The 21,583-nt window shown below is 43.7% G+C and carries 26 protein-coding genes; 18 read left to right on the top strand and 8 right to left on the bottom strand.

The window, feature by feature from the left end:
• Positions 1 to 93: 93 nt before the first annotated feature.
• The 9 genes from ACHKAR_RS19480 (at position 94) to ACHKAR_RS19440 (ending at position 7,300) form a co-directional block, all read left to right on the top strand.
• The gene (locus ACHKAR_RS19480) at positions 94 to 951 is read left to right on the top strand and encodes an SDR family oxidoreductase (RefSeq protein ID WP_395419058.1); all 858 of its coding nucleotides are present in this window, start codon (positions 94 to 96) and stop codon (positions 949 to 951) included.
• Between the two features lie 81 nt (positions 952 to 1,032).
• Entirely contained in the window at positions 1,033 to 1,419 is a 387-nt protein-coding gene (locus ACHKAR_RS19475; protein ID WP_395419057.1) for a nuclear transport factor 2 family protein, read from the top strand.
• 120 nt (positions 1,420 to 1,539) lie between these two features.
• Positions 1,540 to 2,706 (top strand): SDR family NAD(P)-dependent oxidoreductase, encoded by a 1,167-nt coding sequence (locus ACHKAR_RS19470; protein WP_395419056.1) that lies wholly within the window; start codon positions 1,540 to 1,542, stop codon positions 2,704 to 2,706.
• Positions 2,707 to 2,725: 19 nt separating this feature from the next.
• Entirely contained in the window at positions 2,726 to 3,496 is a 771-nt protein-coding gene (locus tag ACHKAR_RS19465) for a helix-turn-helix domain-containing protein (protein ID WP_395419613.1), read from the top strand.
• Positions 3,493 to 4,305 carry a helix-turn-helix domain-containing protein gene (locus ACHKAR_RS19460; RefSeq protein ID WP_395419055.1) on the top strand — a complete coding sequence of 271 codons (813 nt, stop codon included), beginning with the start codon at positions 3,493 to 3,495 and terminating at the stop codon, positions 4,303 to 4,305. The genes ACHKAR_RS19465 and ACHKAR_RS19460 overlap by 4 nt, the downstream gene beginning before the upstream one ends.
• Positions 4,306 to 4,384: 79 nt before the next feature.
• Positions 4,385 to 4,903, top strand: coding sequence for a hypothetical protein (locus tag ACHKAR_RS19455; RefSeq protein ID WP_395419054.1), 519 nt, complete (start codon positions 4,385 to 4,387; stop codon positions 4,901 to 4,903).
• The gene (locus ACHKAR_RS19450; RefSeq protein ID WP_395419053.1) at positions 4,896 to 5,708 is read left to right on the top strand and encodes an oxidoreductase; all 813 of its coding nucleotides are present in this window, start codon (positions 4,896 to 4,898) and stop codon (positions 5,706 to 5,708) included. The genes ACHKAR_RS19455 and ACHKAR_RS19450 overlap by 8 nt, the downstream gene beginning before the upstream one ends.
• A gap of 207 nt (positions 5,709 to 5,915) precedes the next feature.
• The gene (locus tag ACHKAR_RS19445; protein WP_395419052.1) at positions 5,916 to 6,482 is read left to right on the top strand and encodes a Crp/Fnr family transcriptional regulator; all 567 of its coding nucleotides are present in this window, start codon (positions 5,916 to 5,918) and stop codon (positions 6,480 to 6,482) included.
• Positions 6,483 to 6,559: 77 nt separating this feature from the next.
• Positions 6,560 to 7,300, top strand: a complete 741-nt coding sequence (locus tag ACHKAR_RS19440) for an SDR family NAD(P)-dependent oxidoreductase (protein WP_395419051.1) — start codon at positions 6,560 to 6,562, stop codon at positions 7,298 to 7,300.
• A gap of 244 nt (positions 7,301 to 7,544) precedes the next feature.
• Here the strand turns inward: ACHKAR_RS19440 and ACHKAR_RS19435 are convergent, their stop codons facing one another.
• Positions 7,545 to 8,294 carry a hypothetical protein gene (locus ACHKAR_RS19435; protein ID WP_395419050.1) on the bottom strand — a complete coding sequence of 250 codons (750 nt, stop codon included), beginning with the start codon at positions 8,292 to 8,294 and terminating at the stop codon, positions 7,545 to 7,547.
• 221 nt (positions 8,295 to 8,515) lie between these two features.
• Between ACHKAR_RS19435 and ACHKAR_RS19430 the strand changes: the two genes are divergently transcribed.
• From ACHKAR_RS19430 to ACHKAR_RS19420, 3 genes are all read left to right on the top strand, one after another.
• On the top strand, positions 8,516 to 9,190 hold the full coding sequence (locus ACHKAR_RS19430; protein WP_395419049.1) for a hypothetical protein: 675 nt from the start codon (positions 8,516 to 8,518) through the stop codon (positions 9,188 to 9,190).
• A 212-nt stretch (positions 9,191 to 9,402) separates the two neighbouring features.
• Complete coding sequence (locus ACHKAR_RS19425) at positions 9,403 to 9,810, top strand: GNAT family N-acetyltransferase (RefSeq protein WP_395419048.1); 408 nt, start codon at positions 9,403 to 9,405, stop codon at positions 9,808 to 9,810.
• Between the two features lie 166 nt (positions 9,811 to 9,976).
• Complete coding sequence (locus ACHKAR_RS19420) at positions 9,977 to 10,357, top strand: DUF1428 domain-containing protein (protein WP_395419046.1); 381 nt, start codon at positions 9,977 to 9,979, stop codon at positions 10,355 to 10,357.
• A gap of 225 nt (positions 10,358 to 10,582) precedes the next feature.
• Here ACHKAR_RS19420 and ACHKAR_RS19415 read toward each other — a convergent pair whose 3' ends face one another.
• The 5 genes from ACHKAR_RS19415 to ACHKAR_RS19395 all read right to left on the bottom strand — a co-directional run bounded on the left by ACHKAR_RS19415 (position 10,583) and on the right by ACHKAR_RS19395 (position 14,214).
• Entirely contained in the window at positions 10,583 to 11,119 is a 537-nt protein-coding gene (locus tag ACHKAR_RS19415; RefSeq protein WP_395419045.1) for a DinB family protein, read from the bottom strand.
• A 94-nt stretch (positions 11,120 to 11,213) separates the two neighbouring features.
• The gene (locus ACHKAR_RS19410) at positions 11,214 to 12,455 is read right to left on the bottom strand and encodes a sterol desaturase family protein (protein ID WP_395419044.1); all 1,242 of its coding nucleotides are present in this window, start codon (positions 12,453 to 12,455) and stop codon (positions 11,214 to 11,216) included.
• Between the two features lie 67 nt (positions 12,456 to 12,522).
• Complete coding sequence (locus ACHKAR_RS19405; protein ID WP_395419043.1) at positions 12,523 to 13,134, bottom strand: alpha-ketoglutarate-dependent dioxygenase AlkB family protein; 612 nt, start codon at positions 13,132 to 13,134, stop codon at positions 12,523 to 12,525.
• Positions 13,121 to 13,372 (bottom strand): Ada metal-binding domain-containing protein, encoded by a 252-nt coding sequence (locus tag ACHKAR_RS19400; RefSeq protein WP_395419042.1) that lies wholly within the window; start codon positions 13,370 to 13,372, stop codon positions 13,121 to 13,123. Before ACHKAR_RS19400 ends, ACHKAR_RS19405 begins: the two co-directional genes overlap by 14 nt.
• Complete coding sequence (locus tag ACHKAR_RS19395) at positions 13,369 to 14,214, bottom strand: methylated-DNA--[protein]-cysteine S-methyltransferase (protein ID WP_395419041.1); 846 nt, start codon at positions 14,212 to 14,214, stop codon at positions 13,369 to 13,371. Before ACHKAR_RS19395 ends, ACHKAR_RS19400 begins: the two co-directional genes overlap by 4 nt.
• A 10-nt stretch (positions 14,215 to 14,224) precedes the next feature.
• Here ACHKAR_RS19395 and ACHKAR_RS19390 point away from each other — a divergent pair, with 10 nt between their 5' ends.
• From ACHKAR_RS19390 to ACHKAR_RS19380, 3 genes are all read left to right on the top strand, one after another.
• The gene (locus tag ACHKAR_RS19390) at positions 14,225 to 14,350 is read left to right on the top strand and encodes a hypothetical protein (protein ID WP_395419040.1); all 126 of its coding nucleotides are present in this window, start codon (positions 14,225 to 14,227) and stop codon (positions 14,348 to 14,350) included.
• A gap of 88 nt (positions 14,351 to 14,438) precedes the next feature.
• A complete protein-coding gene (locus ACHKAR_RS19385) occupies positions 14,439 to 14,657 on the top strand; it encodes a hypothetical protein (RefSeq protein WP_395419039.1) in 219 nt (72 codons plus the stop codon).
• Positions 14,641 to 15,369: a J domain-containing protein gene (locus ACHKAR_RS19380; protein WP_395419038.1), complete on the top strand. Its 729-nt coding sequence runs from the start codon at positions 14,641 to 14,643 to the stop codon at positions 15,367 to 15,369. The genes ACHKAR_RS19385 and ACHKAR_RS19380 overlap by 17 nt, the downstream gene beginning before the upstream one ends.
• Positions 15,370 to 15,380: 11 nt before the next feature.
• On the opposite strand, the gene ACHKAR_RS19375 is transcribed toward ACHKAR_RS19380, so the two are convergent.
• Entirely contained in the window at positions 15,381 to 15,935 is a 555-nt protein-coding gene (locus ACHKAR_RS19375) for a GrpB family protein (protein WP_395419037.1), read from the bottom strand.
• Positions 15,936 to 16,327: 392 nt separating this feature from the next.
• Here ACHKAR_RS19375 and ACHKAR_RS19370 point away from each other — a divergent pair, with 392 nt between their 5' ends.
• From ACHKAR_RS19370 to ACHKAR_RS19360, 3 genes are all read left to right on the top strand, one after another.
• On the top strand, positions 16,328 to 17,230 hold the full coding sequence (locus ACHKAR_RS19370) for a DUF6268 family outer membrane beta-barrel protein (RefSeq protein ID WP_395419036.1): 903 nt from the start codon (positions 16,328 to 16,330) through the stop codon (positions 17,228 to 17,230).
• Positions 17,231 to 17,370: 140 nt separating this feature from the next.
• Positions 17,371 to 18,750, top strand: a complete 1,380-nt coding sequence (locus tag ACHKAR_RS19365) for a M16 family metallopeptidase (RefSeq protein ID WP_395419035.1) — start codon at positions 17,371 to 17,373, stop codon at positions 18,748 to 18,750.
• 10 nt (positions 18,751 to 18,760) lie between these two features.
• On the top strand, positions 18,761 to 20,299 hold the full coding sequence (locus ACHKAR_RS19360) for a M16 family metallopeptidase (RefSeq protein ID WP_395419034.1): 1,539 nt from the start codon (positions 18,761 to 18,763) through the stop codon (positions 20,297 to 20,299).
• Positions 20,300 to 20,385: 86 nt separating this feature from the next.
• Here ACHKAR_RS19360 and ACHKAR_RS19355 read toward each other — a convergent pair whose 3' ends face one another.
• Positions 20,386 to 21,528, bottom strand: coding sequence for a hypothetical protein (locus ACHKAR_RS19355; protein ID WP_159581471.1), 1,143 nt, complete (start codon positions 21,526 to 21,528; stop codon positions 20,386 to 20,388).
• Between the last annotated feature and the right edge of the window lie 55 nt (positions 21,529 to 21,583).

Below are 21,583 nucleotides of genomic sequence, written 5' to 3'. Positions count from 1 at the left end.
TTTGTTTGCTTTTTTTTCGAGCATTTGTCAATGGAAAACAGCTTTCTGTAATCGCATCTTTGCTTCATCAATTAACAATTAAATTTTACAAAGATGAACAAGACAATTTTTATTACAGGAACAAGCACAGGGTTTGGTAAACTTACCACGATAACCCTTGCAAATGCGGGCTACACAGTTATAGCCGGAATGCGTGGCACAACAGGCAAGAACCAAGTAGTTGCCAAAGAACTTGCTGCATTACCCAATGTAGAAGTAGTAGAAATAGACGTGACCGATGATACATCTGTTACGAAGGCATTTGAAAAAACATTGGCAAAACACGGAAAAATCGATGTGTTGATAAACAACGCAGGCGTAACAGGTTTTGGGCTTTTAGAGGCTACTTCAATAGAGCAAATTCGTAAAATGTTTGAAGTAAACTTTTATGGAGTTATCAGAACCTACCAAGCCGTTTTGCCAAGCATGCGAAAAGAGAAATCAGGTTTGATCGTTAACATTACCTCTGGTGCAAGCGGGCATACACTACCTTTTATGATTCCGTATCTGGCTTCTAAATTCGGTGTGGAAAGCATTGCCGAAGGCTTGCAAGCAGAATTGGCTCAATTTAATATTGAAAACGTTACCATTCAGCCTGGAGTTTATCCAACAGAAATGAACAATGGAAGCAAGGCAGGAATAGGTGCGGACAAAGCCGAAATTGCAGCAGCATATGACCCTGTTGCAACAGACATGTTCAATGCGATAGGCGCAGGATTATTTGGTAAAATGCAGGAGTTCGACATGAACCCTCAAACCATTGCCGATGGAATTTTAGAATTGGTAAACATGCAAAACGGAACAAGACCACTGCGTTTTCCTTTGGATGCCATTGCACAAGGCACAGACGTTGAATTCATCAATGCAAGGGCCGAAATAAAAGAAAAGTGGCTGGCTACCTACAGCAATTAAATCATCAATCAAGGGTGTTTGTATTTACAAAATCCAAACACCCTTGAAATTATTCAAACAATAAGTTCAAAATTCTAGAATATGAAAAATGCAGAAGAACTCTTCAATGAGTATATAAACAATATCGGTAATCCTGAGTATTTGGCTTCCATTTTTACAGAAGATGGTGCTATTGAACTACCCTACATGGCATCTATGGGCAAAGGTTGGAGAACCGTAGGTAAAGAAAACATCCAAAAAATGTTGACTGGTCTTCGGGAAAGGTCTCCCGAGTTTAGGTTCCTCAATGTAAAAACACATATCATCACTCCAAATCAAGTTTTTGCGGAATATGAAGTAGATACAATGATGATTGGAAAACCCTATAAACAATTGTATATGGGTAGATTAGTCGCAGAAAATGGTAAAATAAAATTGGTTAGGGAAGGCATGGACTTGGTTGCCGTACAAAAAGTGTTTGGCAATTAATGGTAATGTAGGGTTAAAGATCTGAAAATTTCAACAGGGCAATTTTGGACTTTTCAACAAAGTTGCCCTGTTGTTTTTAGCAGACATTTGTATTGTAATTTAAAATTAATCCTTACAAAAATGTCGTTAAAAAAGATGCTGTATATTTTAATTGGAATCCCTTTTTTGCTCTATGTCCTTTTCTATGGCTCTATCATTTTTATGTTCGTGAAAAATGATACATCCGCAGGAAAACCTGTCTATTCTGGTCAAATCATATCAGACACATTACAACAACCGCTTGTGAATAATTTTGGTCATAGCACCACCGCTATGGAAGTGGTCCAAGGAACGGACTTATCTGGTAAAATTATGGTGATGACTGGCGGCCATACGGGCACAGGGCTACAAGCCACAAAAGCATTTGTAAGCAAAGGAGCTACGGTAATTGCCCTTACGCCTGATGTGAAATGGGCAAAGAAAAACCTTAATGGTTTACCAAATGTCGAAATCGAATACCTCGATTTATTAAAACCAAAATCCATTGATGCCTTTGTAGAAAAATTCATGCAATCGAATAGACAGGTTGATGTTTTGGTCAATAGTGCCGGCATTCACAATACACCTCTGCAAAGGGACGAGAGGGGTTATGAACGTCAGTTTGCCGTAAACGTATTGGGACACTTTCAATTGAGCCTCAAACTGCTCCCTGCTTTAAAAAAGGCCAATGGGGCAAGAATTGTAAATTTATCATCTCGTGGACACAGAACGAGCGATGTAAATTTGGAAGATATTAATTACGAGCATACGCCTTATGATGGATTCCAAGCCTACTGCCAAAGTAAGACAGCAGTAGCACTAATGGCTGTAAAACAGAACGAGTTGTTCAGTAAATACAATATTCAATCGTTTTCCGTACATCCAGGGCCAGTTCCTTCCTCCGACCTTTTTGCAGGCTCGTTGGTTGGTTATGCCCCCAAATTCAAGGTTTGGATGACAAAATTTGCAGGACAAAGTCTAAGGGCATTCTACGGCACAGAGCTATTGAACTACTTCAGAAAACCAAAAAATGAAGGAGATATATATAAGACAGTCCAACAAGGTGGAGCTACCACGGTTTGGGCGGCTGTCAGTGCGCAGCTAAATGGTAAAGGCGGACAATATTTAGAAGATTGCAACATTGCCCTAATGGTGCCAAATGGCAGTGATGCTCCCTTTGGCGTAAGGCCTTGGGCTTTGGATAAGAATAGGGCAGACAGTCTTTGGATAATTTGTGAAAAGATGACAGGCATTTATTTTGAACAATAATCTATCATACCCTGTGGAAATGAACTCCTGCTATTTAGGCCCTGAAATATCGCCCGAACAATTTATACCCGAACACCTCTTTTTGTTTTTGATAAAGGGTACAATGAACGGGTATGACGGGAATAAACATTATACCCTAAAAGCAGGAGAATATTGCCTTGTTCGAAAAAACCGATTGGCTCGATATAACAAAGTGAAGGATAGCGATGGCTTTGAAAAGGTCGCTATTCTATTTGATGAGGATTTTCTTAAAAGTTATCTGAAAAATTGCTCCTTCAATAGTCAGGGTTTCAACTCATCAGAAACCTTCCTGTCCCTCCATCCGACAGAAAAAGTATCGCATTTCATCCAATCATTAAAACCGCATTATAAAGGAGAAGGCAGAATTGACCCTAAAATGGTAGATGTAAAACGGCAAGAACTACTGAACATATTGCTACAACTCCAACCAGAATTGGCCAATGTATTCTTTGACTTTGGAAAACCAGGAAAATTGAACCTGGAAGAATATATGAACCGCCATTACAAATTCAATGTAAGTATTGAGCGATTTGCATTGCTAACAGGAAGAAGCCTATCAGCATTTAAACGAGATTTTAAAGCTATTTTTAACGAAACTCCGAGTAGGTGGTTGATAAAAAAACGCTTGAATGAAGCTCATTTCCTTATCCACAACAATAAAAAGAAACCGACAGATATTTATTTTGATTTGGGCTTTGAAGATCTATCTCACTTTTCCTTTGCTTTCAAAAAACAATTTGGCCGTACACCGACAGAACTGGGCAGATGAATAGCACAAATTACATATCGCAAGCAGGTATATTTTTCTCCTGTAATGAAAAGAGAGAATTTGTAACCGAACAGATGGTCCCCGAGCATTTGCTCACGTACGTTTATTCGGGAAAAATTTCGGTTACTACCGCGAATAATACATATTCCCTTTCTGCTGGGCAAGCCGCTTTATTCGGTCGAAACCAATTGGCAAAGTTTTCCAAAGAACCTATGAACAATGAAGCATGTAGATCGGTCACTATATTTTTCACACAGCAGTCCTTGCAAAAATTCTATGCTGCACAAACACCCATAGCACGCACGGCCAATCGTCCCAAACTGCTATTTCTAAAAGCGAATGAGGAGTTAGACAGTTTATTCCAATCTATTGATAACCAGTTGGACTCGAAAACCATTCTTGTTACAGATGAACAAGCACAACAAAAAACAAAAGATGCTTTAATCCTAATCAGGAAACTCGATGTTCGAGCAGATGATTTGCTCTCAGATTTCTCTGAACCGCATAAAATTGACCTTGCAGGATTTATGCAAACCCACTTTATGTTCAACATCCCCATTTCGAAATTTGCATACCTAACAGGCAGAAGCTTAGCGACTTTTAAACGGGATTTCAATAAAGTATTTGGCACTTCGCCACAAAGATGGCTTACCGAGAAACGTTTGGAACAAGCCCATTTCTTAATCGCTGAAAAACATCAAAAGCCCTCGCAAGCCTTTTTAGATGCCGGGTTTGAGAATTTATCCCACTTCAGTAAAACCTTTAAACAGTTTTTTGGCTACAACCCGTCCTCTATTTTGCCTCAGTGAACACACAAAGTTGAGCTCCTGAGCAAAGAAAGGTGTTTTTAATCGCTCTACTTTTGCATTGTATATAACCTCATAGACAATGGAAATGATAGCGCACATGCATCAGTATTACCAGAGCGAACGGAATACTGCCTATATCGCTGCTGCAATAGGAATAGCCTTTCTCGTCTTTACTATTATTCTCTTTCAGTATTTCAGAAACGATGAGTTGATTAAGGGATTGGCTTACGCTTTTTGTGTCGCGGGTCTATTTTTTCTTATAGCAGGATTTACTGTTGCGATTCACAACCATCGTAAAATGTCGGAAGTAAAACTTTCGCATCAAACCAATATGGAACTTCATAAATCCGAAGTTGCAAGAATGAAATTAGTTGTAAAAACAGGTTATCGTTCTGCTTTGGTTTTGTTTTCAACGGTAGTTGTCTGCGGATTGGCTGTTGTGCTTTTTACCTCAAATGATTTTTGGAAGGGAGTTGGATTAGCGCTTTTGATTATCGGGACAACAGGACATTTAACAGAAGCTTTTTCTATGCAGAAAAACAAAGCCTATCAGCAAGAAATTGGATCTATCGACTTAAAAAAAATATATAATGAGTAAAGTAATATTAATTACAGGAGCTTCTTCCGGAATGGGAAAAGCGACAGCAGAACTATTGCTAAAAAAGGGATACATAGTTTACGGAGCAGCCCGCAGAACCGAGAAAATGAAAGACCTGAAACAGGCCGGGGCGAAAATTCTTGAAATAGATGTAACGAATGACCAATCAATGGTTTTGGGTATTCAACAAATTATCGAGAATGAAAAACAGATTGATATCCTTATTAACAATGCAGGATTTGGTTTATATGGAGCCATTGAAGATGTAACAATGGAAAGTGCCAAATATCAAATGGAAGTCAATCTGTTTGGATTGGCACGCCTAACCCAATTGGTTTTGCCACATATGCGAGAACAAAGCAATGGAATGATTGTAAATATCAGTTCCATTGGCGGAAAAATAGCCAACCCACTTGGCGGTTGGTATCACGCCAGCAAATTTGCCTTAGAAGCTTTGAGCGATAGTTTAAGAATGGAAGTCAAACAATTCGGTATAAAAGTGGTGGTTATTGAACCAGGCGGAGTAAAATCTGAATGGAGCGATATTGCTATGGAAAATGCTCAAAAAACCTCGGCAAACGGACTGTATGGAAAAATGATACAGAAAATGATAGAAACAGGAAAAAAGTTTAAAGACAGAAATGCCGAACCGGAGATTATTGCAAATCTGATTCTCAAGGTGATTGCATCCAGAAAACCTAAAACTAGATATAGTGGCGGATTCATGGCAAAGCCATTGCTCTTGTTAAGGAAAATACTGTCCGACAGCCAAATGGATAAAATGATTTTAGGACAGTTTAAATAAAAAACCAACTGCTAACATTGTGTATAAGCAATAGCGGCTGAAGTGCCTACCAAAAACTTTGTGCTTTTCAAGTCACTTTGTGCTTAACCGAAAAAGGCACTGCAAGAACCAGCAACTGTTTCATACAAGAGCAGTTAGCCGATTACCGAGTCGAACTTTTTACCATATGTTAAATCATCAAAATTGAATTTTGATCAACTTGCCATTATGGAAGAACTGATGGAATATATCTTGCAAATTGGTAACCTGAATCAACAACAATTAAACCTTGTAACACGAGATGCAATTGAAATTGATCTTCAAAAAGACAAGTATTTCTCAGAGGCAGGAAAAATCCCAAGACAAGTTGGTTTTGTAGTAGAGGGTGTAATAAGAGGTTGTTATTACAACAAAGATGGAGAGGAAATCACGCGATGTTTTATGAGCGAGAATAGCCTGGTGGTAGATTATGTCAATTTTGAAGCAAACACTGTCTCTTCTGAATATTTGCAAGCATGTACCGACTGTAAGCTCATTGTTTTTTCTAAGCAACACTGGGATGAACTGTCACAGATTATTGTGGGGTGGGATAACATTAAAAACAAAATGGTACAATTATGTATGTACCAAAAATCCAGAAAAGGCCCGGTGGTGTCACAAGATGCGACTACTCGCTATTTAGCATTTATGGAGAACTATCCTTCACTCATTAATCGCATTCCATTGACTTACGTCGCTTCTTACTTAGGCGTCACGCAGCAGTCCTTAAGCAGGATAAGAAAAAACATCCGCTGATTGCTTTTTACCATATGGTAAAGCAGTTCATTTCTCATCCAGCGAATTTTGTTTCAGAAATTTAAAATCGAAACAAAATGAAAAAAGCACTCATTACAGGAGCGAACAAAGGAATAGGTTTTGGAACAGCAAGACTTTTATTACAAAACGGGTTTTACGTCTACATTGGGAGCAGAAATGTACAAAATGGAGTCAATGCTGTTGAAAAATTAAAAGCTGAAGGATTGAACAATGTCGAAGTGATACAGATGGATGTAACCGATGAATCTTCAGTGCAAAAAGGCCGTGAACATGTCGGGAAAAGGACGGATGTTTTGGATGTCTTAATAAACAATGCTGGCATCAACGGAGGAAACAGCCCATATACGGCCCTTGAAGCTAAATCTGGTGAGTTTCAGGCGGCATTTGATACCAATGTGATCGGCACAGCAAGAGTGACAAATGCCCTTATTGATTTGCTAAGAAAATCGGACGAACCAAGGATTGTGAACCTGAGTACGAGTGTAGGATCTCTTACCTTGCAAAGTGATCCCAAGTGGCAAGCTTACGATTATGCCAAATATGCAGTCTATGCGGCCTCAAAAGCAGCACTGAATATGTATACCATTCATTTAGCGTATGAACTTCGTGATACCAAGTTCAAAGTCAATGCTGTTTGCCCAGGATTAACTGCAACTGATTTTACTTTTGGCCATGGTGGTGATGTGGAAACTGCTGCCAAAAGAGTCGTTAAGTATGCAACCATAGGCGAAGACGGCCCAACTGGTAAATTTTTTAGTGAAGAAACCAACCCTGAAACAGGGATAGTTTCCTGGTAAAAGAAATTACAAACCGCGAACAAGCACTATCATCCGTAAGCCTGGCCGGCCGCACTAACTGAGCTATTTGCAAAGGCCTGTGCCATAAGGTACTTTTATAGTCCCGATAGCTCTCAGGTGAACAGTCCAGCTTACGGATGATAGTTGGGTTAAAATCTGTTACATTTGGTTGGTTTACTAGGCCGCTAACAACCATTGGTGGTTGTTGGGCGGATGTTTGATGCAATATTTGTAGCCCAGATTATTAATCTTCTGGAATCAAGTTTTTCCTCAAATCTTTTGATGCGGTTGATTCTATTTGCTTATAGAATTGAGAAGCTTCACAAGGAAGGTTGAGATATCTTAAGTTGCCGTAATAATCTAAAACCTCCAGAACAATTTTACAATCTGATTTAAGAAATTCTTGATAATCAAAAAAAGGTTCTACAAACTCATTTTGTTCAACAAAGTCTAATCTAGAGTAATACTCTTCTATGTTACCAAAAAAATATACCTCACCATAATAGAATTCAATTTGCTGAGAAGTGCTTGGGTTTACTGTGATTGGATAATTCTCATACCAAACACGTCCATCGTTTTGAATAAAGCTGTACAATAGAACAATCTTCTTTGTCCCTTTTATATCAACTCTAACAGAATTGATGAGTCCAGGCCTGTCGCCATAATTAGAAACAAACAGAGAAAAATATGGTTTACCTTCTGGATTATAGTTTTGATCCAAATTCGGCGGTGGAAATCTCGAGTAAAGTTCCTCATCCTGAATTTTGTTAATTAGCGCCGATAAATCTGAATTGTGGTTTGAATCCCTGTAGAATGTATAAAAAATCGACATAACCGATATTAAAGCCACAAACAAGGCCATAACGGTAGAACTTAAGTTTATTATTCTCAATAAAGGGTGTTGCCATGAGCCACATTTTGAACACTTTCGTGCAGTTAGTGGTATTGACTCTTTGCAAACTTTGCATGTGTTATTTTCCTCTGAACTTGCCATAGATAAATGTAGAAAAATAAAGCTAAAAAGCATCTAACAGTGGCTCATTCCGTCATGTGTCTCCTGATGGCTATCGGGAGCCACTTTACAGATTTTTGTGAGAACATCATCATGAACCAGTCGCTGGGTTCTTTACCCACATTTCCTATCTTTAAGTGTATCCATAAGTTTACTGGAATATCATATGAAGGGAAGCTTATGGTTATTAGCAATATTCTCCCATGACTCACGAAGATATCTTAGCAAAACTCAACTCCACTAAATCAGCAGATAGAAAAAGAGGTGCCAGGGAAATAGGCAAGTTGAAAAGTACTGCACTAGGTTCAGACCTGTATGAGGCTTACCTCAAAGAGAAGTGGGATAAACGAACCTGGGAAACCCAGGTGGAGATGATCAGATCTCTGGGGATTATCCAACACAAGGAAGCCATATCTGAAATGGAAGAAATCGTAATGAAGAATAAACCGCATGATATGGTTACTTCTGTGGCATCAACGACTTTCATACAACTTGCCAGAGAATCAGTAAATGATGCCCGTAAGGTGATAGAACTGCTAAAGTTTGGCAGTGTTTCCGTCATTTCAGGTTCTTTGCTAAGTCTGCCAACAGACAGGATGATTCCGCCAAGGGAAGAAATAAAAGAAGTCATTGAAAGAAGTTGGGATATTAACAAACATCCTGATAGAATAGGACATGAATTTGGTCTCATCGACTCCCGAATCTATTTGGCTCTGCAATGTGCTGATTGGGACATTGAATTCACTTCGGATTTTCTCAATCACTGTATTGAAACAGCGTTTGATATCAGCAGATTTGGGAAACCTGTTGCCAACCAAAACTTGATTGCAGTTTGCGAGAACTCCCTGAAAGGAAAATTCAGCAAAGGCTACATTTAAGAAGCTGGTAACCCGCGACGTGTGAATGGTCTACTCGAACCAAACGGCGATAATGGTGGAGACAGGCAGGAAAACCTATGCGATTTTAGGCGATATGACCATGAATAATATCTTAACTCTTTTGGCCAGCCTACTATATAACCCGTACCAATAATTTACCGTTAGGTTTTGTTAAAATCCAATTGATCATACCTTCTTTAAGAAGCTGAGCCATGATAACATATCAAATTGAAAAGGACCTGTCACAAGAAGAGTTTATTTCCGTACTGAATCAATCCACTTTAGCAGAACGGAGACCAGTGAATGAACCTGATAGAATTCAGAAAATGTTGGATCACGGTAATTTGATTGTCACAGCACGTGAAAACAATGTCCTCATTGGTGTTGCAAGGTCTTTGACAGACTTTTTGTATTGTACGTACTTGTCGGATTTAGCCGTGGACCAGGCCTACCAAAAACAAGGAATTGGGAAGGAATTAATCAGGCAAACAAAATTGCAAACGCCCAAAGCAAAATTGATATTATTAGCGGCCCCCAAAGCTGTGGCATACTACCCAAAGATTGGAATGAAACAGTGGGAACAGTGTTTTTACATTGACGATATCAATGAACTCATTTAAACCGGCCCATTGAAATGGATTTCAAATTCGGCTGAATATTATCACGACAAAAAGAACGAACATGGAAACTAAATCCTGGAAAACCATTAAGGATAACGTCTACGGAAAGAAAGGAATTCTAAGACGTGACCAACTGGAGCGTGGCAGAACCCTAAAGTGAATTATTATGAAGCACTACATTGATGGCTTTGTTCTTCCAATTCCCCGAATTTATTTGGACGAATATAAAGAGGTGGCTAAAAAAGTGGCCGAAATTTGGAAAGAGTATGGGGCACTTGCTTACTTCGAATTCATTGGTGATGATATGACTCTAGAAGGCACAAGATCTTTTATAGAAGCCGTAGTTGCCAGGGAGGATGAGGAGATTATATTTGGGTGGGTTGTTTTTCCTTCAAAAGAGGTACGTGACTTAGCTAACAAAAAAGTGCCCACAGACCCAAGAATGACCGAGCTAGTCGGGCCATTGACCAACCCTGAAAAATTGATTTTTGACGCCAGTAGAATGGTCTATGGAGGATTCAAACCTCTTGTACAATTGAACGAATAGGTAAGAAGGGTAAATAAGGTGCGAAACATGGTACAAGAGCGGATTAGGCTTCATCATTCGAAACTCTCAAATGCTTTGGAGCCGGTCGGAAGAGCGTTTCTACCCACATCTACTCTCCTTTATCATGATATGCTCTGCAAAAGATGTAAGCAACCGCCCTCACACAGGTATTTCTAAAACTGAGAATAAAGCAAAGGAAAGGGGGCAGAGCCCCCTTTGAGAATATCAGTCCTGACCACCTTCGTCGGTCACACTCCACGGCGGGGTGATGCCATTGGTGCGGCAGTAGGCGATCAACTGGCCCATGTGCTCACTGGAATGCGAGACAGCGATCAGCGCCGCTGACATAGAGGTAAACTCTCCCGGAAAGGGGAACTCTACCTTCTCCTCCAGATCAGCCTTGGAGCTGTTTTTCACCACGTCGATCACCACTTTGTAGGAATCCTGCAGGGCGGTTTTTAGTTGCTCTTTGGTTTTGAGGTTTTTTTCGATACCCATCATATCCACTGTCTCCGGTATCACGGCACCCATTTTCATGGCAAAGAAATAATTGGCAGAAACAACATGCGCCAGCACTTCGCCAAACGTGCGAACGCCTTCTTCTGGTGACCAGCTGTATTTGTCGGCAGGCACTGCGTCTGCCAGCTGCATGATCCGGTCAGAGTAAAAGGCCAGCGTACCCGAAGCTTCATTTTGGAATTGGTTCTGAGCCTGTAAGGATAGGCAGGCCACCATAGCGGACAATAGGAGTAGGGTTTTCATGGGGTCAATAGGTTTAGTGATTAAAAAGTCTCTAATGAATTTAAGCTTTTTGATCCACTTTTCTGAGTGATAGAAACAAATACATGAAGGGCGCTTACTCAGCTGGTACGGGTTCCAGTTGCCCTTTTTTGATTTTAAAAGAAAAGTAAAGGATGCTCACCCCTGTGATACCCAGGATGACAATGGTGGTCCAGCTGGTCCAGTTGGCCATTTCGTTCTGATTGAGCACCAGTATGAGGGCTATGGCCATAAAGGCACTTCTGAACACTTCCAAAGGAATGGACCATGTTCGTGCCTGCAGGAGTCCGCCCCAGCTAATGATGGCCATAAATACTCCGCTGGATAAAATGAGCCGGTCCAGGGCAGAAAGGGGTGAAGACAAATTGATGACCACCATCAGATAAGCCAGTGTGATGGCTACATGCGCCATCAGGTACGGTTTGAGGTTTTTATATTGGGCGCTGCGGTATTTTACCTGTTCGGCTTTGGTGTAGCCTATGCGGTCCTTTTTCTCTGTTTCCAGTCCCCGGGGCCGCCAGCCCAGCGGCATAAACCACAGCCTGATCTTGTCCCACCAGTAGGGGGCCGCTACTGCATCGTCCCAGAGCTGTTTCCAATACTGAAAGTTGACGAAAATAGGATCCCAGGTGCGTGGTGGGTGGGTCACCCCATAGCAAATCTCTTCATCCTCTTCCTCAAAGGTGCCAAAGAGTTTGTCCCAGATGATGAGGAATTCGGAGTAGTTCTTATCGATGTACTGCGGGTTCACCCCATGGTGTACCCTGTGGTGTGAGGGGGTTACAAAGTACTTTTCGAACCAACCCAGCCGCTTGATGACCTGGGTATGGTGCCAGTAGGCCAGCAGCAGGTGCACGGCTGCCATCGCGTAGACGGCTTCAGGAGAAAACCCAATGAGTACCAGTATCCAGTCGAAAAAGACAAACTGGAAGAGGCGCTGGGTAAAGCTGGCACGAATGCCCACCGAAAGGTTGAGCTCCTCAGAGGAGTGGTGTGGCATATGGGCAGCCCAGAAGACGTTGATGGTATGCCCGGTGCGGTGAAACCAGTAGAAGATAAAATCCTGTAGCAAAAGCAGGAGCAGCAGGAAGTACCAGGTGTTGGGGATCTGCCATGGTGCAAACTGATAGAGCCAGCCGTACCATTTGAAGACAAAAAAGGCCACGGCCAGGTTGACACATTGGTTGCCTATGCCGGTGGCCAGATTGGTGATGGTATCCTGAAAGTTGTAATAGGGCTTTTTAGTCCTTACGCTGTAGATGATTTCGGCCAGGAGCAATACCAGCACAATAGGGGTGATGAAGGTATAAACATTCATAGCGGTTTTAGGAGTGTTTGACCAAAACAAAATCCGCTGAAAATCTGTTCACCACTGCGGAACTTTTTTAGGTGAGTTGATTCACAATCGTTCGGAAGGTGAGATTCACCCTGGGGGTGCTTACTTTTTTGGTGGGTGGCAGTCGGTGCAGCCAGTGTGTTTGTGTGGTGCCGGTCATCACCAGCAGGCTGCCATGCTCCAGGTACACGTCCACCCGCTGTTTGGTCACTTTATGTTTGAAGGAGAATTTGCGCTCAGCGCCAAGACTTATGGAACCGATGGCCCCGTTTCTTTTCAGGTCTTTTTCTCCGTCACTGTGCCAGGCCATGCCTTCCTCACCACTGTGGTAGAGGTTGAGCAGGCAGGAGTTGAAGGTCTCGTGCGTAGCGTTTTCGATGATTTGCTTCAGCGCCAGCAGCTCTTCTGTCCATGGCAGGGCCTGTTTGGTGGTATTGGAGTAGGTGTAATCAAATGGGCGGTCTCCGTACCAGGCCACCTTTCTTTTGGTGGTGATGTGCTTGCCAAAAATGACGGCCTCATCGGGTCGCCACTCGATGTGGTGCAGGAGCTGATGCAGGTAATGATCGGGTTCCGGGATCACCTTTCCGTAGTAGTTCACCGTGCCGTCGTGGGGCAGCAGGTTGCGTTTGGGATCAATCAAATCTTTAAATAGCTCCATGTTTCCATTTTTTGAAGGCAGCAGGCATACAGTGACCGCATGGGCGATAGCCGAGGGTCAAAGCTTCGGGTTCATGTTCAAAAAAGATCCGGGTTTCACGTTTCATTCGCTTGCCAGAGGCACAGCGCAGCTTCCCGTAGATCTTCAATTTACGATTGCCTGCGAGTCCAATCTTCCCGTTTCTGATCATCAGTTTCAGCTGCCTGTCTGTAATGCTGGTATGCAATTCTGGTGTCATCTTTCCGTCATTTGTGCTGCCTCCCAGCCGATCATGGCCATTTTTCGACTGCTACCCCAGTGATATTGCCCAAATCTGCCAGTAGACTGGATCACACGATGGCAGGGAATCAGGTAGGCCACGGGGTTGTCACCAATGGCTGTGCCTACCGCTCGTGAAGCCGTGGGCTTGTCGATTGCACTGGCTATCTGTCCGTATGTGGATAATCTTCCGGAGGGGATCCTGATCAGGGACTCCCAAACCTTCAGCTGAAAATCCGTGCCCTTGAGGTGGAGCTTGATTTCATCCAGTTGGGTCCAGTCGTGCGTGAAGATGAAGAGGGCATTTTGCTGAATCAAATCCAGACGTTGCTCATAGGAAGCATTGGGAAATTTGCTTTTTAGCTCAGAGAAGGCCAGGCTGGGATCATCGGCAAAGGCCAGGTAACAAATGCCTTTGGCGGTACTGGCCACCAGGATATTTCCAAACAGGCTGTGTGCATAGCTGTAATTGATCTTCAGGTTTTTGCCGCCGTTTTTGTATTCAGCGGGGGTCATGCCTTCGATGTTAATGAAGAGGTCGTGCAGTCTGCCGGTGCCAGATAGCCCCGTTTGGTGGGTAGCTTCCGAGAGGGTGGCCTGACCATCTTTGAGAAGCGATCGAGCATGCGCAATGCTGATGTATTGCAGAAATTTCTTGGGGCTTACGCCGGCCCATTCGGTAAAGAGACGCTGAAAATGAAAAGGACTGAGGTGTACTTGCTCCGCTACCGCATCCAGGTTGGGTTGGTCGCGGAAGTTGGCCTGTATGTAATCGATCGCCTCGGCGATGCGCTGAAAGTTGATGTGATCCTGAGTGTTCATCTTTCTTTGGTTGAGTAAATATGAGGTAAAAGTAGGAGAGTGTAGTGGGCAGTACCACCCGAAAATTGCGGAGTTGATCCCGGCATTGTCTGCTGATCCTGGCATTGTCACGCTGATCCTGGCATTGTCATCCTGAGTTCATCGAAGGATAAGACATGCCATAAAAGGACAAAATGAAGCGGAACCTTAATGCTTTTTTTGTCATTGGTTTCAAATTTTGATTGTTGAGATTGATGAAAATGTCTGTGCTTCGACAAGCTCAGCATGACATTTTCAATGCCAATTTGCCCACCTGTCAATGGTTCGACCGGCTTACCATGATAGATGGGGAAGCAATTTCTGCCGCTATTTTAAGAGCGTGGAAGACATCAGCAAGGCATTTCAAAACCATTAAATTTGCTTCTAAATCTGAACATACCCTGACCAATGACGAAGAAGTCTGAGCTGTTTGTCTCCAATCATGTTTCCAACGAGCGACTGTCTGAGTTGAAAGCTCAGATTGATGCCCTCCGGGCAGAACTGGAGCAGATCCGGCAAAGCACTCACGCTTTTGAGGCCCAGCTGCGGGCTCACCTGATCAACGAGCTCATAGAAGAGCAGGAGCTCGCCGTGCTTTACAAGCAGCAAAAACTGGCCAAAAAGGAGCAGCGTCTAGCGCAAAAGAGGAGGGGCAAAAACTACGTGGCTCCTGAAGGGCTGAAACCTGTGGTCAGGAACAACAAGCGTGTCCATAATGAATCTGATCAAAAGGAGATGAAGCGGATCTACCGGGAAGCGATGATGCATGTACACCCGGATAAGTTTTCTATGGATGATCAGAAAATGGAGGTGGCTACCGACGTGACCGCACGTTTGATCAGCATTTACCAATCAGGAGACCTGGCAGCACTTCGGGCGTATCATGCGCATATCTTCAGTGATCAGGAGTTGGTGTCTATGATGGCGCCAGCAGCTGCATCGGTGCAGCCCACCGCCCCGGCATATGATTACCTGGAGCAGGAAAAGTTGAATGTGGAACAAGAGCTGGCTCGAGCCAAAAACAGACAGACCTATCGGGTGCTCACCACATATGATGACCCAATGACTTTTCTGGAGGAGTTGAAAGCCTATTATGACGATCGAATAGCCAAACTCAGGAGACGAACCAGGAGTTAAACTGGCCCCGTTTATGCTTCTTCGATCTCCATAGTCCAAACGTTTTGTCGGGGTAGTCCACACGCCTTACGGGCCTTGTCTACCACCTGCTGAATGAAGCCTGTCTTGGCGCGGGTGTAATCTTCCAGACTAGCCAGCGGCATGGAAGACAGGTGCTTTTTGAGGCGGTTGTATTCCTGTATCAGATCAGGGCTCTTTCTGAGGTAATTCCGAAAAAGAATTTCATTACGAAGTAGAAAATCCGGACTGTATGGGAGAATATGCAAATTATGTGTCCACACTCCTTCGGGAGTATGCCTCGCCAGCAGATACCGTTCGGTCATTCCGGTAGGCACATAGTGATAACCCTCAGATTGAAGCAATTCTTCGTAAAATTCTACCTTTCTGAAGGGGGATACCGCCATGAAAATATCAATGACCGGTTTGGCAATAAGTCCCGGTACAGCGGTGCTCCCAACGTGCTCAATCGCCCGTACATCTTCAGGGAAAAGCTGCAAGAGCGCTTCCTTCATGGTTTCGAAATGGGCCGGCCAGGCTTCTGAATAGGCTGAAAGATGAAGAGTCATTTGTTCTAAAAAAATAGACTTTCCATTATTCGAAATTTCAGGTGTTTTGGTTGTGCTTTTGGCCCAACGAGAAAAGGGCATTGTTCACCGAGTATTCTCAAACAGGCCTGTTATTGCCACTAATTTAGAGGTCTAAACACTAAGCGCATGATCGGTAAATTATTCGGAAGAAGAAGTAACAACGGTTTCAAAATGAGATATAGCAGTTCGGAAAGACAGTGGCAGGTTTATTCACATGCTGATTTGATCTTTGTGGGAAGTAAGTCCAGTTGTGAAAATTTTATACTCAATTCGAATATGGCTTTCCAGAAAGTCTAAGTAGTTGGGTTCCTATTAAGAAGTTAAGTAAGATTCCAATTTCTTAAGTACTTCCTTTTCACTAATTTCATCGGGTGAAAAGACAGTTCTATTTTGCACTATGGATGATCTCCTGCTTTGCGTATGGGCAGAGTAGCATTGATCTATTCACCCTTTCCTACAAACATGGCTTTAGCCAACCCGTCTCAGGGCAGCAGGCGAATGCTGCAGAAAATGTGGCGCTCCTCAATCTCAAAATACCCATTGTCTTTTCTGAATCCACTATTTGGTATAACGACCTCACCTATCAGGGGTTTGTCGTGGACTATGACGGAGCCTCCAGTGTCATTGACCCTACCCGCCTTCATGGTTTGATTTTACAAGCAGGTCTGGTGCGAAAGCTCAGCGAAACTACAGGGTTTCAGTTGCTGCTGGCACCACGGTTAATGTCCGATTTCCAGCAGCTGGATTGGCAGCATGGTCAGCTGGGCGGAATTGGCTTGTTTGAGAAAAAATACAGCGATCGGTTGCTCATGCGCTATGGGCTCATGTATAATCGGGAGCTCTTTGGTCACATGTTCGTGCCGCTGGTTTTTGTGGATTGGAAGATTTCGGAGCGGTGGTCAATCAACGGTCTACTCCCTGTTTTCGGTAAACTCAATTATCAGGCTCATCCCCGGTTGGGTATGGGGCTGAGCTTGTTTGGTCTGATCACCTCTTTTCAGCTGGGAGATCCGGTATATAATGGGGATTATATTGAGCGAAAGAGTGTGGATTTGAGCCTGTATGGTCGCTATCGACTAGCTGGAAACCTGCACTTTGAGGCGCGCTTCGGCTATGCACTGGGCAGGAGCTACAGACAGTTTAATGAGGGCGATGAGGTTGACTTTCGCATCACTATTGCGACCTTTGGTGATGATCGGACTCAGCAAAATGTGGATTTTTCTGCCGGACCTATCTTAGATATCCGGCTGGTTTATAATTTACCGTTGGATTAAAAGAGGTACCCTCTCCTGATTGAAATGAAATTATAGTCTCCATGCGGTTCTACCCGTTCAGAAGACTTATTGCCCATTCAAAACAGACCTTAGGCTACCTCCAATTATTTCTGTTAATTTTAGAAAAAAAACCATTAACCATGAGAAATTATCTAGTAGCCTCTATGGCTGTATTACTGCTGGCTATGGGGTGTACACCTCAGCCAGACACCCCAAAGGAGGAGGGTATATTCCCTTATCCCATCCAGCAAACCAAACTGGACAACGGCTTGAATGTGGTCACAGTACCCTACAATAGCCCCGGACTTGCTTCATTTTTTATTGTAGTGAGAGTGGGTAGCCGTGATGAAGTAGAAGAAGGAAAAACAGGTTTTGCCCATTTCTTCGAGCACATGATGTTTCGTGGCACCGATAAGTACTCGAAAGCAGAGTACAGCGAAGCGCTGAAAGCCATAGGTGCAGCAGCCAACGCCAACACCTGGTGGGATCGCACGGTCTATCACATGACAGGAAATGCGGAGATGCTTGACAAGATGTTTGAATTGGAATCGGATCGATTTATGAACCTCAAATATTCCGAGGAAGATTTCAAAGTAGAAGCGGGTGCTGTGAAGGGAGAGTATACCAAGAGCTATACCAGCCCGTACATGAAGTTGTACGAAAAGACGTATAATACGGCCTTTACTACCCACACCTATTCTCACACCACCATTGGGTACTGGGAGGATGTAGTGGACATGCCCAATCAGTATGACTACTCGCTGGAGTTTTTTGATCGCTACTACCGACCCGAATATTGCACGGTGCTGGTAGTGGGAGATGTCACCAGCGACAAGGTGAATGACCTGGCGCGTAAGTACTTCGGTGAGTGGGAGCGAGGCACCTTTACTCAGGAGATCACTCAGGAACCCGAACAGACCGAAACCAGATTTGCACACGTACAGGAAGCCAATTTTCCTCCGATTCTTAATCTGAATTACAAAGGCCCCGGATTTTCTGTTGAGAATAAAGACATGGCCATTCTGGACGTCATCAGCAGCCTGGCCTTTTCACAAAAGTCTGACATCTACAAGAAGCTGGTAGTAGAAGAGCAAAAGGTTCGGGAGCTTTCTGCCGGAGGGTTGAACACCGTGGATCCAGGCTTGTGGTCAGTAGATGCCATGCTCGTGGACAAATCGGATATGGCTTATGTAAAAGCAGAAATTGATAAAGTGCTGACAGACCTGAAGACCAATCCGGTTGATTCCATAGCGCTCACCCAAACCAAGAGTTTCATTAAGTACAGCTATGCCATGGGTATAGACAACCCCAGCGATATCGCCAATTCGCTATCATGGTATATATGGCTTACCGGTAATCCTGCAGATGTAAATAAGGCATTTGCCAACTACGATGCAGTGACCGCAGAGGATATCATGCGAGTAGCCAACAAGTACTTTGTGGATGAGCACCTTACTGTGGCTACCATTTCTCCGGATGAGGAATTGCAGGTGTCAGAAGAATTGAACATCAAACTTTAACCCGATCAAAATGAAGAATCTAGTATATATGTTTTTGAGCCTGTTGAGTTTGACTGCTACAGCTCAGAAGGTGGTGGAGTTGCCTATGGCTTCTACCAAGATTGTTGTGAAAATTGCCTTTGAGAATGGGTCGATGAGTGACCCGGTGGGTAAAGAAGGACTCACCAACCTGACAGCTACTGTCCTCACTGAGACAGGGAGTGATCAGTATACCAAATCAGAAATTGATGACCTGCTGTATCCTATGGCCGCTCAATACAGGGCCTTCACTGACAAGGAGATGACCACATTTACCTTCGAAGTACATAAAGACTTTCTGAATGAGTTTTACACCATTTTCAGGAGCCTGCTCCTGAACCCCAGTTTTGCCGAGCGTGATTTTAGTCGTGTAAAGTCCAATACGGAGGTGTACGTGAAGGAAGTGATCAAAGCCAGCTCTGATGAGGACTTTAGTAAAATGGCCCTGGAAGCGAGACTTTTTGCCGGTACACGATACGCACATATGAAGCGGGGCTCCATCAACGGGCTTGCCAACATCACTCGAGAAGATGTGGTGAATCACTACAAGGCTTTCTTTACCAGAAATAACGTGACCATCGGGATTGCCGGGGACTATCCAGCTTCTTTTTTGGAAACCCTCAAAGCGGACATCAACAGCCTGCCAGATACTCAGCCTACGGTTCCCGAGTTGGGAGAAGTAGCCATGCCTGATGGCATTCAGGTGCAGTTGGTGACCAAACCAGACAATCTGGGTACGGCTATTTTCACGGGCTATCCCATCAGTATCAACAGAGCTTCCGCTGACTGGCCAGCCATGTTGGTGGTGAACTCTTATCTCGGCGAGCATCGCAAGTCTTATTCCAAACTGTATCAGCTGATCAGGGAAACCAGATCTATGAACTATGGTGACTATACCTACATAGAGTGGTATGAGGCCGGGGGGAGCAATCAGCTTCCGCTTACGGGCTTTCCCAGAAGTCAGAATTACCTGGCCATCTGGATCCGACCTGTACAAACAGCCTATAGCCTGAAAAGCCAGTATCCTGAGCTCGGCGATATCAAAATCGGTCATGCACACTTTGCCATGCGCATGGCACTGAACGAAATAGACCGGGTGAAAAATGAAGGGCTGACAGCCGATGAGTTTGAATTGACCAGACAGTTTCTCAGAAGCTACATGAAGCTATACATTCAGTCACCTGAGCGGCAGCTGGGTTTCCTGATGGATTCACAGTTTTACGGTATGGAAAACTACATAGCAGAGATGGATGCCAAACTGGCTAAACTGACGCTGGAGGAAGTGAATGCCGCGGCTGCCAAGTACCTGCAGACCGAAAATATGTACATCACCATGATCACCGATAGCAATGAAGCTGAGCCACTCAAAAAGAGCCTGATGACCAACGCTCCCTCTCCTATGTCTTATTCAAACATTATCAGAGAGAGTTTGCCTGAGCGTGTGTTTGAAGCTGATAAAAAGGTGGAAGCCTACCCTATGAATGTGAAGAAGGTCACCATAGAGTCACCTGCTTCGCTTTTCGTGGACTGATAACCTCATTTCTTAAAACGTATATGAAAAACGCGGGCCATGCCCGCGTTTTTTTGTTTTGAGGTACAGTATGAGGTGAAACTGATTTATTTAATTAAGACCTTCTTTTTGGTATTCCCAATGGAGAGTACATACAATCCTGCCGGCAGGTCTCTGAGCATCTCTGGCTCATCAGCCGGAGCGGCAGTGCCTTTTCGTTCCAGTTTATTGGTTAGCAGATTATGCACCTGATATTCCATTGGTTCATTGTCATCATATTGCATGGTATACCCACCATAAGCACAGAAAGTCAAGGTGAGGTTACAAGATGAGTTGTATGCATTGAAGGTGGCGCATCCACTGGAGAGCGAGAAATACATGTATTTTCCACCCGATCCGGTGTACCAGTAGCTGGGACTTCCGGAGGTTTTTACCCAGGTCCAGCTGGACAAATTCATCGCTACTGTATTGGAGGCTCCACTGCTCACATTGTTGAAGGTATAGAGTGCACCTCCGTTGAGTGTGCCTGTACAGTCCGCCACCACACTAACGGTCTTTTGTTTGCTGGGCTTAAATTCACCCGAACTCATACAAGACGTTCGTAAATACACTTTCACATACCCTGACCCGGCAGAGGACTTAGCCTTTACCGTGACCGAAGAGCTATTGGACGAAAGGATGTCAAAATAGGTAGTGTTCACCCCCCAATGATCTGCAGATATATTGGAAGGAGCAGAGAGTGTGTAGGTGGCAGTAGCTCCTGTGGGTACAGAAGATGGTCCGGATATGCTCACATCCGAGGTGGTAGAGTAAAACTTGTGACTACAGGCATTGGTAAATGACCGGGCATGACCATGGGTGTAAACTTGTGATCCGAACCCCGGTGTGCTGGCCAAATTGCCATAATCATATGAGTACATCCCACCATTGAGTACCACCGCCGAGTGATCCGCATTGTTTTGAGCGTGATTCATGGAAATGGCTTTCGCCTCATAGTTGTTGCATACCCGAATGAAATCATTGTCGGTCTCTATTGTGGCCGAGCTAAGGTTTGGAATGCTGCTTTGGTTACTTGGATAACCATTGCTCATGTTCACCCAGCCTTTGACCAGGGCTGCTTTTACGTATTGATGACAATTGTAATTGGTATTAGTACCACTAATCACCGAACCTGTCGGGTTGGTACAACTCTGAGAATACCCCGAGAGGGTATAAAACAGGAGTGAAAAAATCATAGTATACTTCTTCATTTTTCTAACATTTTGGTTGTTTACATAGGTATTGCTCATACTGTATTGATAACCA

Origin of the sequence: Marinoscillum luteum (genome assembly GCF_044005705.1) — a bacterium.
GTDB classification, from domain to species: domain Bacteria; phylum Bacteroidota; class Bacteroidia; order Cytophagales; family Cyclobacteriaceae; genus Marinoscillum; species Marinoscillum luteum.
Note: the sequence above shows the minus strand (reverse complement) of the source record. Positions and strands in the feature narration are given on the sequence as shown.

Coding starts and splice junctions, on each gene's coding strand:
- ACHKAR_RS19445 (WP_395419052.1), top strand. CDS start 5,916: ATGGAAGAACTGATGGAATATATCTTGCAAATTGGTAACCTGAATCAA.
- ACHKAR_RS19365 (WP_395419035.1), top strand. CDS start 17,371: ATGAGAAATTATCTAGTAGCCTCTATGGCTGTATTACTGCTGGCTATG.
- ACHKAR_RS19425 (WP_395419048.1), top strand. CDS start 9,403: ATGATAACATATCAAATTGAAAAGGACCTGTCACAAGAAGAGTTTATT.
- ACHKAR_RS19380 (WP_395419038.1), top strand. CDS start 14,641: ATGACGAAGAAGTCTGAGCTGTTTGTCTCCAATCATGTTTCCAACGAG.
- ACHKAR_RS19375 (WP_395419037.1), bottom strand. CDS start 15,935: ATGACTCTTCATCTTTCAGCCTATTCAGAAGCCTGGCCGGCCCATTTC.
- ACHKAR_RS19400 (WP_395419042.1), bottom strand. CDS start 13,372: ATGACACCAGAATTGCATACCAGCATTACAGACAGGCAGCTGAAACTG.
- ACHKAR_RS19470 (WP_395419056.1), top strand. CDS start 1,540: ATGTCGTTAAAAAAGATGCTGTATATTTTAATTGGAATCCCTTTTTTG.
- ACHKAR_RS19410 (WP_395419044.1), bottom strand. CDS start 12,455: ATGAATGTTTATACCTTCATCACCCCTATTGTGCTGGTATTGCTCCTG.
- ACHKAR_RS19465 (WP_395419613.1), top strand. CDS start 2,726: ATGAACTCCTGCTATTTAGGCCCTGAAATATCGCCCGAACAATTTATA.
- ACHKAR_RS19415 (WP_395419045.1), bottom strand. CDS start 11,119: ATGAAAACCCTACTCCTATTGTCCGCTATGGTGGCCTGCCTATCCTTA.
- ACHKAR_RS19455 (WP_395419054.1), top strand. CDS start 4,385: ATGGAAATGATAGCGCACATGCATCAGTATTACCAGAGCGAACGGAAT.
- ACHKAR_RS19405 (WP_395419043.1), bottom strand. CDS start 13,134: ATGGAGCTATTTAAAGATTTGATTGATCCCAAACGCAACCTGCTGCCC.
- ACHKAR_RS19475 (WP_395419057.1), top strand. CDS start 1,033: ATGAAAAATGCAGAAGAACTCTTCAATGAGTATATAAACAATATCGGT.
- ACHKAR_RS19440 (WP_395419051.1), top strand. CDS start 6,560: ATGAAAAAAGCACTCATTACAGGAGCGAACAAAGGAATAGGTTTTGGA.
- ACHKAR_RS19480 (WP_395419058.1), top strand. CDS start 94: ATGAACAAGACAATTTTTATTACAGGAACAAGCACAGGGTTTGGTAAA.
- ACHKAR_RS19355 (WP_159581471.1), bottom strand. CDS start 21,528: ATGAAGAAGTATACTATGATTTTTTCACTCCTGTTTTATACCCTCTCG.
- ACHKAR_RS19395 (WP_395419041.1), bottom strand. CDS start 14,214: ATGAACACTCAGGATCACATCAACTTTCAGCGCATCGCCGAGGCGATC.
- ACHKAR_RS19460 (WP_395419055.1), top strand. CDS start 3,493: ATGAATAGCACAAATTACATATCGCAAGCAGGTATATTTTTCTCCTGT.
- ACHKAR_RS19360 (WP_395419034.1), top strand. CDS start 18,761: ATGAAGAATCTAGTATATATGTTTTTGAGCCTGTTGAGTTTGACTGCT.
- ACHKAR_RS19450 (WP_395419053.1), top strand. CDS start 4,896: ATGAGTAAAGTAATATTAATTACAGGAGCTTCTTCCGGAATGGGAAAA.
- ACHKAR_RS19435 (WP_395419050.1), bottom strand. CDS start 8,294: ATGGCAAGTTCAGAGGAAAATAACACATGCAAAGTTTGCAAAGAGTCA.
- ACHKAR_RS19420 (WP_395419046.1), top strand. CDS start 9,977: ATGAAGCACTACATTGATGGCTTTGTTCTTCCAATTCCCCGAATTTAT.
- ACHKAR_RS19430 (WP_395419049.1), top strand. CDS start 8,516: ATGACTCACGAAGATATCTTAGCAAAACTCAACTCCACTAAATCAGCA.